Here is a 12,468-nt window from a genome sequence, read left to right on the forward strand (position 1 = left end):
TGCACTATACGGGCATGGCCGCCGCCGACTTCGCGCCGGGCGCGATCTGCGGCGCCGTGCAAGGCGCGAACCCGAGCGTGATCGCGGGCGAGCACGCGCAGTGGCTGGCGACCACGGTCATTCTGTTCACGTTGGCGATTCTCGTCGTCACGCTGCTGCTGTCGCGCTTCGATGCGCGCGCGACGCTGCTCGCGGGCTCGGTCTCGACGCTCAACAACCAGATCGTGCGCCTCGCGACCTACGATACGCTCACCGGTCTTCTGAATCGCAGTTCGCTGACCGGGCGGATCGGGCGCGCGATCGACGTTTCGCGAGCCCGCCACAAGCCGTTCGCGATTCTGTTTATGGACCTCGACGGCTTCAAGACGATCAACGATTCGCTCGGCCACGCGTTCGGCGACGAAGTGCTGAAGGCATTCGCGCTGCGCCTCCTGCAATGCGTGCGCGCGGCGGACACGGTCGCGCGTCTCGGCGGCGACGAGTTCGTGATACTGGCCGAAGAACTCACTTCGGCACAGGACGCCGCGCAGATGGCCGACGGCGTGCTCGCGCGCATGCGCGACGGCATCGTCGCCGAAGGCCAGGCGCTGCAGGTCATGCCGAGCATCGGCGTGGCGCTGTTTCCGCAGGACGGCGACAGCGTCGACGCGCTGCTGCGCCATGCGGACGCCGCCATGTACGAAGCGAAGCGCGAAGGCCGCGGCATTTACCGCTTCTTCGAAGCGCACATGAACGAGGCCGCGATGCGCACGCTGAAAATCCAGCGCGCGTTGCACGACGGCCTCGGCAAGGGCTATTTCTCGCTGCACTTCCAGCCGAAATTCCGCAGCGACAATGGCGAGGTCGCGGGCGCCGAAGCGCTGCTGCGGCTCGATCATCCGGAATTCGGCCAGCTCGCGCCGGTCGACTTCATTCCGATCGCCGAGCGCTCGGGCCAGATCGTGCAGATCGGCTACTGGGTGGTGCGCGAAACGTGCCGCCAGATCCGGCGCTGGGAAGCGGCCGGCCTGCCGCCGATGAAAGTCGCGGTCAACCTGTCGCCGCGCCAGCTGATCCAGCCCGAACTCGTGCCGACGATTCTCGATATCACGCGCGCCGAACAGGTGGCGTGCGCGCAACTGATGTTCGAAATCACCGAAAGCGTCGCGATGCAGGACGCACCGAAGACGATCGCGACGATTCACCAGTTCCAGCAAGCGGGCTTCGAAATCTCGATCGACGACTTCGGCACCGGCTATTCGAGCCTCGCGTACCTGCAGCGCTTTCGCGTCAAGCAGCTGAAAATCGACCGCTTCTTCACGAACGGCCTCGACGACAACGGCCACGAAGGCCAGGCGATCGTGTCGGCCATCATCGCGCTCGCGCACTCGCTCGAAATGGACGTGGTCGCCGAAGGCGTCGAAACGAAGTCGCAGTACGACAAGCTCAAAGACATGCAGTGCGACGAAATGCAGGGCTTCCTGCTCGGCCGGCCGCTGACCGCCGACGCGTTCGGCGCATTGATGCACCAGCAGACGCGCACCACTCCCGGCGCGTCGGCGCTGCTGAACTGAGCCGCAAACGGCGCAAAACGCTGGGATACGCCGGCACATTCCGGGAGCGCCAGGGAAACCGCGGCGGCTTCCTTAATATTTTCTTGACTTCGGGCGTCCGCGCATTAATATACGCATCGCGTATATCCGCTGACAACAATCTCAACCACGGTCCGACCGGACGAGGTGCCCGAATGAGCGTTCCGCAACAAGCCTTCCTGCGCGATGCGATGCGTCGCATGAATCTGACGCGCGACGGCTTTGCCAGCCGCATCGGCGTATCGCGCCGCGCCCTCGACACGTGGCTTCTGCCCGACGACTCGCAGGAATCGCGCGCGATGCCGGAAATCGTCGAGCGTTTCGTCTCGGAAATCGTCGTCAGCGGCGACGCCCCCGAAGGATATACGCAAAGCGTAGACTCGCGGCGCCCGACGCTGGCAAGCCAGATCCTGTTCGAAGGCAAGCCGCAGCTGCTGTCGGTCGACCAGTTTTCGCGCGATTCGGTCGAGGCGCTGTTCCGCGTCGCGGACATCATGCAGCCCATTGCACGCCGCCGGAAAATCTCGCGCGTGCTCGAAGGCGCCGTGCTCGGCAACCTGTTCTTCGAAGCGAGCACGCGCACGCGCGTGAGCTTCGGCGCGGCGTTCTGCCGGCTCGGCGGTTCAGTGTGCGACACGACGGGCTTCACGTTTTCGTCGATGGCCAAAGGCGAGTCGATCTACGACACGAGCCGCGTGATGAGCGGCTATGTCGACGCGCTCGTGATCCGCCACCCGGAGCAAGGCTCGGTGGCCGAATTCGCGCGCGCGACCAACGTGCCCGTGATCAACGGCGGCGACGGGCCCGGCGAACACCCGAGCCAGGCGCTGCTCGATCTGTACACGATCCAGCGCGAGTTCTCGCGTCTCGGGAAAATTGTCGACGGAGCGCATATCGCGCTGGTCGGCGATCTCAAGTACGGGCGCACCGTGCATTCGCTCGTGAAGCTGCTCGCGCTTTACCGCGGCATCAAGTTCACGCTGATCTCGCCGCCGATGCTCGACATGCCGGCGTATATCGTCGAGCAGATTTCGCGCAACGGCCACGTGATCGAGCAGACGCACGACCTGACAAACGGCCTGCGCGGCGCGGACGTCGTCTACGCGACGCGCATCCAGAAAGAACGCTTCACCGACGAATCGTTCGAAGGCTACACGCCCGATTTCCAGATCAACCAGGCGCTCGTCGACAGCACGTGCGGGCCCGACACGCTGATCATGCACCCGCTGCCGCGCGACAGTCGCCCCGGTGCGAACGATCTCAGCACCGACCTCAATCACGATTCGCGGCTCGCGATCTTCCGGCAGACCGACAACGGCATTCCGGTGCGCATGGCGATCTTCGCGGTGCTGCTCGGGGTCGAGACGCTCGTGCAGCACTCGATGCGCGACGCCGCATGGCGCCCGCCTGCGTATCTCGGCCCGGACGACGCGGTGTTTCACGGCATCGACTGACGGCCGGGCGTGCGTCACGCCGCGTCGAGTTCCATGCTGGGCCGATACAACGCGTTGCAACCGGCGATCGCCTCCACCGCGAAGTCGACGAACGAGCGGACCTTCGGCGAAAGCTGCCTCAAGGTCGGATAGATGATGTGAATCGTGCGCCTCGGCGTGTTGTAACCGTCGAGCACGCGCTCGAGCCTGCCCGTGCGCAAATGGTCGGCGGCGATATAGCTGTGCACATAGACAATACCCGAAGCGGCGAGCGCCGCGTCGATCAGCGCGTCGCACTGGTCCACGACCTGGCGCGCGGAATCGCCGACGCGCACGGTCCAGTCACGGCTGTCCGACGTGAAGTGCCAGTCGCGGCAGCGCCGCGTATCGGGCGACATATAGGCCACGCAATCGTGTTGCGCGAGATCGTCAGGAGTCCGAGGCCGGCCGTGCTCGTTCAGATACTCGGGACTCGCGCATGCCACCCAGTGCACGAAGCCGACCTCGCGCGCAATCAGACGGCTCGACGGCAAATCGCCGATGCGCACCGCGATATCGAAGCCCTCCTCGATGATGTCCTGCATCACATCCGAGAAGCTCGTTTCGATCGTGATATCGGGAAACTGCCGCTTGAACGCGACCAGCGCGGGCATCAGGATCGACCGGCCGAATGCCATCGGCGCGGCGATCCGCAAACGGCCGGACGGCACTTGAGCGGACTGTTGCAAGGCCGCTTCCGCATCCTTGAGGCCGGCGAGAATCTCGCGGCATCTGTCGAAGAATACGGACCCTTCCGCGGTGAGCCCGACGCTTCGCGTCGAGCGATGCAACAGCACGACACCGGTTTGCGATTCGAGCCTGCTGACCGCCTTGCTGACGCCGGAAGCCGTCAACCCCATCTGTTTGGCTGCGCCGGTAAAACTCCTGGCCTCAGCGGCACGCACAAACGCCTCAACGGCAGACAAATCCATCTCGTCCTCAACAAATCGGCGAAAGCCTCTCATTGCGTCGAGCAGGCTTCGGCATCGTTAGCAGATTGCTGGTCTGATGCGACGTGAATTTTACGGAACCAAGCCGCAATAACAATCGGGCTTCCATTCATGACAGAGTTGACATGGATTCACCTATCAACCCTGTCTCAGCCGTTGCGCATATTATTTAGCGCGTCGAGGAAACACGTTCACGTCGCAACACGAATGACACGGGTGCAGAGCCGATACAGCGTCGTAGCGGCCGTCTCGTTCGCATCACGAATCGACGCGCACAGGCGCTTGCCTGCCTCTGCATGAGCGCAGCCTCAGTGATGGCGATACAGGTTCACCGAATGCGCCCGCCCAAGATCGGCGCTATCGAAGCGCGCCCCCGCCTCGGAGCTGCCGGCGCTCGAACCGCCGTACGCCGACGCCGCTGCGTTGGCATTCGCGTTGGCATTCGCGTTGGCATTTGCGCTGGCTTCCGCGCTGGCTTCCGCGCTGGCTTCCGCTTTGACATCCGCATTGGCGGTCTCGTTGTTCGCCGCATCCCGCGCCATTTTTTGCGCGGCCCTGTTCGCAACATAGACAGCCGACGGATCCCAGCCGGGCTCCGGATAGTGCACCTTGCTCAGCGGAAAGGTCCCATTCTGTTCGGCCGCGATCAGGTCGGCGCGAACCTGTGCGCGCGTGAGCGGCGCGTTGTCGGCCGCATGGCCGACCAGCGGGAAGACAACGAATGAAGCAACGATCAGAGCCTTGTTCAAGCGGTTCATCGCAAATCCCCTTCAGTTCGGTGAGTACCGTCTGCGACGGCATGGACTGAACTTTAGGGGGACGCCCGATAGGCGTGAATGGCACGTCGGCTCATGAAACTGCTCGATCGGCTCACGGGTTTTGACGCGAGCGAGGCGGATTCGACGGGGCCGCTCCGGTTTGACGGCGTGCAATAACGCCAAATGCGACGCCAGATGCAACGCCAGGTGCGACGCCAGATGCGACGCCCAGATGCGAGCCCCTACGCAACAAGGCCATAGGCCCCCTACATGCAGCATTCAAGACACAGAACGTGCATATATGCCCCCGCAAGCGCGGCCTGCGGTCGGTGTTGCCTTCGGCGGCGCATTCTTTTCATCCCTGTCTAACAAGGCCGTCATGAAGCACGCTCCGTGTGAACTTTGACTTTCAAACCCGCAAGACTATGGTGCGCCTATTTACTTTTGACTTTGTTACGTGCAACGTGCTGTGTAGAAGCATGTGCAGTTTCCGGCTTCCGTATTCGTCCTTCCGCTGTTGCCCGCCGCGGCTTTCATATCGATTGCACATCGGACACGCTGCGTATCTCGCTCGTCGTGCGCGGGGCATCGAAATTGCTGTTCCGGTTCCAATCGCCTATCGCTTCGCGTCGCGTGCTCGCCGTTCGACGCCACCTGTCCGATGCTTCGCGAGTCCACAACCCCCTTTCCTGCCTTTCCTGGAGCAAGCAGAACACCATGTTCAAGGATCACGCTCTCGACCACAATGATGCGCGCAACGACGCCGACGGCGCGTCCCCAGTCCACTCCTCGCGCCGCCGGTTCCTGCAATCGGCGGCGGCCGCCGCGACCGTCGGCGCCGCTCCGCATCTGCGTGCGCAAACGCAACCCGCACCACCCGCGCAAGCGGGCGACGCGACGGCCCGGCAGCTCGCGCCCGTTCCCGCGCGGCCGGTCAAGCTCGACATCAACGGCCGCGAATACACGCTGCAGCTCGAACCGCGCGTAACGCTGCTCGACGCGCTGCGCGAATACGCGGGTCTGATGGGCACCAAGAAAGGCTGCGACCGCGGGCAATGCGGCGCGTGCACCGTGCTCGCGGACGGACGCCGCATCAATGCATGCCTGACGCTTGCCGTCATGCATGAAGGCGAAAAGATCACGACCATCGAAGGTCTCGCGCAAGGCGGCACGCTAAGCCCGCTGCAGCGCGCGTTTATCGAGCACGACGCCTTTCAGTGCGGCTACTGCACGCCCGGCCAGCTGTGTTCGGCGACCGCCATGCTGAGCGAATTCAGCGCCGGCACGGCGAGCACCGTCACCGCGGACGTGCGGCGCCGCCCGACCCAACTGACCGATGACGAGATCCGCGAGCGCATGAGCGGCAATATCTGCCGCTGCGGCGCCTATGCGAACATCGTCGCGGCCGTGCGCGCGGCGAATGGCGGCGGCACGGCAAGCAGCAGCACCGGTCATGACGACAGCAGCGATACCGCGGGTTTCGTCCGCCACCCCATCTCCACTCACGCCTAACGGAGCGCTCATGGACCCGATCTCCTATGAACGCGCCGCCGACGTAAACGGCGCGTTACGCTCCGCGCAGGAGCCAGGCTCGATGTATATCGGCGGCGGCACGAATCTGCTCGACCTGATGAAAGGCGGCGTCTCGCGGCCGATGCGTCTGATCGACATCACGCGCATCGGCGGCCTCGACACGGTCGCGACGCTGCCCGACGGCGGGCTGCGCATCGGCGCGCTCGCGCGCAACACCGACGCGGCAAATCACGCGCTCGTGCGCGAACGCTACCCGTTGCTTTCGCAAGCATTTCTCGCGGGCGCATCGCCGCAGTTGCGCAATATGGCGACCGTCGGCGGCAATCTGATGCAGCGCACGCGCTGCCCGTACTTCTACGACACCGCCTTCGCGCAATGCAACAAGCGCCTGCCCGGCAGCGGCTGCGCCGCGCTCGAAGGCCTGAACCGCACGCACGCGATTCTCGGCGCGAGCCCGCAATGCATCGCCGTGAATCCGTCGGATATGAGCGTCGCGCTCGCGGCGCTCGACGCGGTCGTGCGCGTGCGCGGCCCGAGCGGCGAGCGCGCGGTGCCGATCGGCGAGTTTCATCGTCTGCCGGGCGACCGCCCCGATCTCGATACGACGCTGCAAACGGGCGAACTGATACTCGCGGTAGACCTGCCGCCGCCGCTCTTCAGCGATCACGCGCATTACCTGAAGGTGCGCGACCGCGCGAGCTACGCGTTCGCGCTGGTCTCGGTTGCGGCCGCGCTGCAGATGGACGGCAATACCGTGAAAGATGCGCGCATCGCGCTCGGCGGCGTCGCGCACAAGCCGTGGCGTGCGAACGCGGCGGAACAGGCGCTCAACGGCCGTCCGCTGACCGATGCGAACTTGCGCGAAGCGGCCGCCGCCGCGGTCGCCGGCGCGCGTGCGCAGCGCGACAACGCGTTCAAGATCGAACTCGCGCAGCGCGCGATCATGCGCGCGGTCAGGCAGGCCGCGAACCCGTCCACCGGGCAAGCCTCCAGCCAGGCCTCCAACGCGGCCGTGGCCCGCGCGGGAGGTGTCGCATGAGCATGATCGGCTACCCGCTCGATCGCACCGACGGCGTGCTCAAGGTCACCGGCGGCGCCCGCTACGCGGCCGAATTTCCCGAAGCGCGGCTCGCACACGCGGTGCTCGTCACGAGCACGATTGCGAACGGCACAATCGCGTCGATCGACACGAGCCGCGCCCAGGCGCTGCCGGGCGTGCTGCTCGTCATGACTTACCAGAACGCGCCGCGCCTCCCGCAAAAAGGCCAGGCGGGCTTCGCGCCGCCCGCGGGCCGGCGGCTTTCGCTGCTGCAGGACAATCAGGTGCATTACAGCAACGAGCCGGTCGCGGTAGTTGTCGCGGACACGCTCGAGCATGCGACCGACGCCGCGCATCAGTTGCGCATCGCGTATCAGAATCAGCCTGCGGCGCTCGACTTCACACAGGCGAAAGCGCGCATGCATGCGCCCGACAATCCGCAAGGCCGGCAAACCGACACGCAGCGCGGCGATTTCGACGCGGGCCTGCGCGAAGGCACCGTGCGCGTCGACGCGGTCTACACCACGCCGCTCGAAACGCACAACCCGATGGAGCCGCACGCGACGATGGCCGTGTGGGACGGCCCGCATCTGACGCTCTACGATTCGACGCAAGGCGTGAGCGGCGCGAAGGTCGCGGTCGCGAAAGCGCTCGGCCTGCCGCCCGACAACGTGCGCGTGATCTCGCCGTTTATCGGCGGCGGCTTCGGCAGCAAGGGCTCGTCGTGGTCGCACGTCACGCTGTGCGCGATGGCCGCGAAGCAAACGGGACGCCCTGTGCGGCTCGCGCTCGAGCGGCCGCAGATGTTCGGGCCGGTCGGCGCGCGACCGCGCACCGAGCAGCACTTCGTGCTCGCCGCCAAGCCCGACGGTACGCTGACCGCGATGCGCCACGACAGCATCTCGAGCACATCGATGATCGAAGACTGGACCGAGACCTCCTGTATGGTCACGCGAATGTCCTACGCCGTGCCGAATCAGGTTACGACGCACCGCCTCGTGCAACTGAACGTCGGCACGCCGACCTTTATGCGCGCTCCCGGCGAAACGACGGGCTCGTTCGCGCTCGAATCGGCAATAGACGAACTTGCGGTCGCGCTGAAGATGGACCCGCTCGCGCTGCGTCTGAAAAACTATGCGGAAGTCGATCCTCAGGAAGGCAAACCGTGGTCGAGCAAGGCGCTGCGCAAGTGCTACGAGATCGGCGCGCAACGCTTCGGCTGGTCGCGCCGCAGCCCCGCGCCGCGTTCGATGCGCTCCGGCAATACGCTGATCGGTATGGGCATGGCGACCGCGACCTATCCGGCGAACCGCAGCGACGCATCGGCAATCGCGCGCATCCTGCCGGACGGCACCGCGTTCGTCGCATCCGGCACGCAGGACATCGGCACCGGCACCTACACGGTGATGACACAGGTCGCCGCCGACGCCCTCGGTTTCGAGACGCAGAACATCCGCTTTGCGCTCGGCGATTCGACGCTGCCGAATGCGCCGGGCTCCGGCGGCTCGCGCTCCGCCGCGAGCGTCTCGCCCGCCGTGCGCGACGCGTCGACGCAGGTGCGCAACAAGCTGATCGCGCTCGCCCTCGCCGACAGGGCGTCGCCGGTGTTCGGCACGGACATCGCGGATGTGACCGTCGAGAAAGGCTGGGTGGTGAGCCGCAAGGATCCATCGAAACGCGATCCGGCCGCCGCCGTGCTCGCGCGCGCGGGCGGCCAGCCGATCGAGGCGAGCGCCAGCGCGAAAGCGGGCGACGAGCGGCAGCGCTATTCGTTTCACTCGTTCGGCGCCGTATTCGCGGAAGTGCACGTCGACGCGGATCTCGGCACGGTTCGCGTCGCACGCGTCACGGCCGTCTACGACATCGGGCGCGTGCTCAACGAGAAGACCGCGCGCAGCCAGCTGATGGGCGGCATCGTATGGGGCGTCGGCGCGGCGCTCCAGGAAGAAAGCACGCTCGATCCGCGGATCGGCCGCATCATCAATGCGAATCTCGCGGAGTACCACGTGCCGGTCAATGCGGACATCAACGCGCTCGATGTCGTCATGCTCGACGAGCCCGACCCGTACATCAGTTCGCTGGGCGTCAGAGGCATCGGCGAGATCGGCATTACGGGCGTGCCGGCCGCGATCGCGAACGCGGTCTATCACGCGAGCGGCGTGCGCGTGCGCGACTTGCCGATCACGCTCGACAAGGTGATGCCGGACGCGCAGCGCCATTTCGCGTAGCGCGCGTGCCGTTGCGAGGCCGTTATGCGACTTGCGTGGGAGCCCGGTTGCGCCGCACAATCGGGTTCATTCCCTTCTTCCGGTGCCGCCCATGGCTTATGCGTCGCTCGCTACCGGTGTGCTGCTCGCCGCCGGTTATGGATCGCGCTTCGATCCGGACGGCCTCCATAACAAGCTGCTTGCCCGTCTGCCCGATGGCACACCGGTCGCGCATGAAGCCGCGCATCGGCTGCTGCTTATCGTGCCGCGCGTGATCGCGGTCGTGCGGCCCGGCTCCGACCCGCTCGCGCGCGTGCTCAACGACGCCGGCTGCGACGTCGTGTTCTCGACCGACGCCGAACGCGGCATGGGCGCGAGCCTCGCCGCCGGCGTCGCGGCCAGCGACGACGCCGAAAGCTGGATCGTCGCGCTGGCCGATATGCCGCGCATCGCCGTCGCCACGATCGAAGCGGTCGCTCGCACGCTCGACGGCGGCGCATCGATCGTCGCACCGTATTACCGAGGGCAGCGCGGCCATCCGGCCGGCTTCGGTTTCGCGCATCGCGAGGCACTGCTCGCGCTCGACGGCGATACCGGCGCGCGCGCCCTGTTCGCGCTGCATCCGGTGACGCGGCTCGACCTCGACGACGCCGGCGTGCTCACCGACGTCGACACCCCCGACGATCTGCGCAAACTACCCGCGTAAGCCGCCTAACCCGCTAACCCGCTAACCGGCGAGGCCGCGAGGCCGCGAGGCCGTAAAGCCGCGAAGCCGCGAAGCCGCGACGCCGCGACGCCGCGACGCCGCGTTTTCCGACCGTGGCCGGGCGCGGCCATTCCGACCGTCACAGGCACAATGCTTGCGCCTGTTCCGTGCAATCCGGCAATCTCGGGCGATAAAACCCGACGCAATGTACCGGTTTTGCATCTAAGCTGGTGAAAGGCCGCGGCCGTGCAGCGCCACGATGGTCGCCGCCGCCTCACCACCCGGCGAGTCCCGTCCAGTCACAAATCCATGAGCGAAACCAATCCGCGTCTCTTTGTCGTATCCCCGCATTTCGACGACGCCGTGTTCAGTTGCGGCGCGTTGCTCGCCACCTCTCCCGATGCCGCCGTCTGTACCGTGTTCGCGGCGCCGCCCGAGCATGACATGTGTACCGAATGGGATACGAAGGCGGGCTTTACCGGCGCGTACGAATCGGTCCACGCGCGCACGATCGAAGATAACAACGCGCTGGCGGTGCTCGATGCGATACCGGTACGGCTGCCGTTTCGCGATGCGCAGTACCTCGATTCACCGTCGATCGGCAAGCTTGCCGCCGCGCTCGAGGAAATGATCTACGGCTCGACCGCCGACACACTGCTGATGCCGCTTGGGCTGTTTCACGCCGATCACCGCCTCGTGTTCGACGCGTGCTGCGAAATCCTGCCGCGGCTCTCGCATCTGACGTGGTTCGCGTACGAGGAAGCGATCTACCGCCCGATGCCGGGGCTCGTGCAGCAACGTCTGATCGACCTTGCGAAGCGCGGCATCGTCGCGACGCCCGCGCATCCGGCCGCCGACCATACGCTCGACGGCGAGCGTCAGGCGCTGATGAAGCGCGAAGCGATCAGCGCGTACACGAGCCAGTTGCACGCATTCGGCCCCGAAGGTTACGCGGACGTATTTGCGGGCGAACGCTACTGGCGGCTCGATACGGCACGGCGCTCGGCCGGCGAACATCGCCGCGGCCGATAAACATGCGGGTTGCGGCTTGCCGCGGTTTCGGGCCGCCGCTCGCGGCGCTTGGCGCGCAATGCGTGCCGGCCCTTCGAGCGAAGCGCGAGCAGGCTCGACCCTTATGGCCTACGCTATCTGTTGCAGGAAAGCGCGTCGGACATCGTTCAACCATGCGGCCGGCGTTCCTGCCCGCATTTCGCTACGTGATACAAGGCAAGCACGAGGTAACGCCATGATTTGCCGCATCCACACCGCTCCGATTCCCGAACCCCTCGCCGACCCGACGCGCGACCCTGAAGGCGACCCGCTGACGCCGCCGTCGCCCGGCCATCACAACGATGAACCGCAGCGTCCCGAAGGACCGCCCGATAAGGATCCGGTGTAGCCGCGCCGGATCCTTGCCGCCGGCTGTTGCGGCTGTTGCGGCTGTTGCGGCTGTTGCGGCTGTTGCGGCTGTTGCGGCGCGTTGCCGCTTATGCGGAGCGATCGGGACCTATCGCGACCGATGGCGGCCCATCGCGGCCTAGCGTGCGTGGCGCACCATCGGAATCATCGGCGGACAGGTGCTCACACGCAGCATCGTCTGCACTTCGAAGCCGTGCCGTTCATAGAACGGCACATTGCGCTCGTTGGACGACCACAGATACGCGGGCAGATGCGCCGCATCGCATTGAGCGAGACGCGCCTGCAACAGCAACGCGCCGCGCCCGCGGTTCTGGCCGATCGGATCGACGCCGAGCGCCGACAGATACCAGAACGGTCCCTTCGGTTCGTAGCGTTCGAGTTGCGCGGCGATGCCGCCGAACGCCTCGAGCTTCTCCGGCGCGCAGCCCTCATGCAGAATCGCGGCGATCGCGCCGTCGTCGTGGCGGACGCCGGGCGGCCGCCAGCATGCAACCGCGAGGCCGTCGTCGGTCCGCTGCAACGCGGCCGACTCGAACGCATGCGTGACGAGCACCCGAAACAGTTGCGTCGCATAGGTCATCATGCGCAGCGGCGTGTCGAAAATCCAGCGCACGACCGGGTCTTCGATATTCGCGAGCACGATCGCGGCAGTAGCCGCATCGAGATCGCCGGGCGCGTCGATCGTCACGACGCGCAAAGAGTCTGGAAGCATGGTTGCTCAACCTGCTGGCGGGTTCGGGTTGGTTCGGGTCGTATCGCCGTTCGGTGTGCACGGGGCGTGCCGGCATGCACACCGGTTACCGGGCGACGCAT

Annotated in this window: 11 protein-coding genes; 8 read left to right on the forward strand and 3 right to left on the reverse strand. The window is 65.9% G+C overall.

Going from position 1 to position 12,468, the window contains the following annotated elements; genetic code table 11:
- Positions 1 to 1,553, forward strand: a 1,553-nt coding sequence (locus ACYPXD_RS04740; RefSeq protein WP_459708052.1) for a putative bifunctional diguanylate cyclase/phosphodiesterase, incomplete at its 5' end; no start/stop codon positions are given.
- A 173-nt stretch (positions 1,554 to 1,726) separates the two neighbouring features.
- Entirely contained in the window at positions 1,727 to 3,025 is a 1,299-nt protein-coding gene (locus tag ACYPXD_RS04745) for an aspartate carbamoyltransferase (RefSeq protein ID WP_459708054.1), read from the forward strand.
- 14 nt (positions 3,026 to 3,039) lie between these two features.
- Here the strand turns inward: ACYPXD_RS04745 and ACYPXD_RS04750 are convergent, their stop codons facing one another.
- Together ACYPXD_RS04750 and ACYPXD_RS04755 are read right to left on the reverse strand one after the other, a co-directional pair.
- On the reverse strand, positions 3,040 to 3,975 hold the full coding sequence (locus tag ACYPXD_RS04750) for a LysR family transcriptional regulator (protein WP_459708056.1): 936 nt from the start codon (positions 3,973 to 3,975) through the stop codon (positions 3,040 to 3,042).
- Between the two features lie 326 nt (positions 3,976 to 4,301).
- Complete coding sequence (locus ACYPXD_RS04755; protein WP_459708058.1) at positions 4,302 to 4,751, reverse strand: DUF4148 domain-containing protein; 450 nt, start codon at positions 4,749 to 4,751, stop codon at positions 4,302 to 4,304.
- Positions 4,752 to 5,468: 717 nt separating this feature from the next.
- Here ACYPXD_RS04755 and ACYPXD_RS04760 point away from each other — a divergent pair.
- The 6 genes from ACYPXD_RS04760 to ACYPXD_RS04785 all read left to right on the forward strand — a co-directional run bounded on the left by ACYPXD_RS04760 (position 5,469) and on the right by ACYPXD_RS04785 (position 11,635).
- The gene (locus tag ACYPXD_RS04760; RefSeq protein ID WP_459708060.1) at positions 5,469 to 6,263 is read left to right on the forward strand and encodes a 2Fe-2S iron-sulfur cluster-binding protein; all 795 of its coding nucleotides are present in this window, start codon (positions 5,469 to 5,471) and stop codon (positions 6,261 to 6,263) included.
- 10 nt (positions 6,264 to 6,273) lie between these two features.
- A complete protein-coding gene (locus ACYPXD_RS04765) occupies positions 6,274 to 7,323 on the forward strand; it encodes an FAD binding domain-containing protein (protein WP_459708062.1) in 1,050 nt (349 codons plus the stop codon).
- Positions 7,320 to 9,551, forward strand: a complete 2,232-nt coding sequence (locus ACYPXD_RS04770) for a xanthine dehydrogenase family protein molybdopterin-binding subunit (protein ID WP_459708064.1) — start codon at positions 7,320 to 7,322, stop codon at positions 9,549 to 9,551. The genes ACYPXD_RS04765 and ACYPXD_RS04770 overlap by 4 nt, the downstream gene beginning before the upstream one ends.
- 91 nt (positions 9,552 to 9,642) lie before the next feature.
- Positions 9,643 to 10,236 carry a nucleotidyltransferase family protein gene (locus ACYPXD_RS04775; RefSeq protein ID WP_459708066.1) on the forward strand — a complete coding sequence of 198 codons (594 nt, stop codon included), beginning with the start codon at positions 9,643 to 9,645 and terminating at the stop codon, positions 10,234 to 10,236.
- A gap of 309 nt (positions 10,237 to 10,545) precedes the next feature.
- Entirely contained in the window at positions 10,546 to 11,268 is a 723-nt protein-coding gene (locus tag ACYPXD_RS04780) for a PIG-L family deacetylase (RefSeq protein ID WP_459708068.1), read from the forward strand.
- Positions 11,269 to 11,482: 214 nt separating this feature from the next.
- Positions 11,483 to 11,635, forward strand: a complete 153-nt coding sequence (locus ACYPXD_RS04785) for a hypothetical protein (protein ID WP_175111667.1) — start codon at positions 11,483 to 11,485, stop codon at positions 11,633 to 11,635.
- 138 nt (positions 11,636 to 11,773) lie between these two features.
- Here ACYPXD_RS04785 and ACYPXD_RS04790 read toward each other — a convergent pair whose 3' ends face one another.
- Entirely contained in the window at positions 11,774 to 12,367 is a 594-nt protein-coding gene (locus ACYPXD_RS04790; protein ID WP_459708071.1) for a GNAT family N-acetyltransferase, read from the reverse strand.
- Positions 12,368 to 12,468 lie beyond the last annotated feature (101 nt).

It is taken from the genome of Paraburkholderia sp. 2C (assembly GCF_054589215.1).

Coding starts and splice junctions, on each gene's coding strand:
- ACYPXD_RS04780 (WP_459708068.1), top strand. CDS start 10,546: ATGAGCGAAACCAATCCGCGTCTCTTTGTCGTATCCCCGCATTTCGAC.
- ACYPXD_RS04775 (WP_459708066.1), top strand. CDS start 9,643: ATGGCTTATGCGTCGCTCGCTACCGGTGTGCTGCTCGCCGCCGGTTAT.
- ACYPXD_RS04790 (WP_459708071.1), bottom strand. CDS start 12,367: ATGCTTCCAGACTCTTTGCGCGTCGTGACGATCGACGCGCCCGGCGAT.
- ACYPXD_RS04770 (WP_459708064.1), top strand. CDS start 7,320: ATGAGCATGATCGGCTACCCGCTCGATCGCACCGACGGCGTGCTCAAG.
- ACYPXD_RS04755 (WP_459708058.1), bottom strand. CDS start 4,751: ATGAACCGCTTGAACAAGGCTCTGATCGTTGCTTCATTCGTTGTCTTC.
- ACYPXD_RS04765 (WP_459708062.1), top strand. CDS start 6,274: ATGGACCCGATCTCCTATGAACGCGCCGCCGACGTAAACGGCGCGTTA.
- ACYPXD_RS04750 (WP_459708056.1), bottom strand. CDS start 3,975: ATGGATTTGTCTGCCGTTGAGGCGTTTGTGCGTGCCGCTGAGGCCAGG.
- ACYPXD_RS04745 (WP_459708054.1), top strand. CDS start 1,727: ATGAGCGTTCCGCAACAAGCCTTCCTGCGCGATGCGATGCGTCGCATG.
- ACYPXD_RS04785 (WP_175111667.1), top strand. CDS start 11,483: ATGATTTGCCGCATCCACACCGCTCCGATTCCCGAACCCCTCGCCGAC.
- ACYPXD_RS04760 (WP_459708060.1), top strand. CDS start 5,469: ATGTTCAAGGATCACGCTCTCGACCACAATGATGCGCGCAACGACGCC.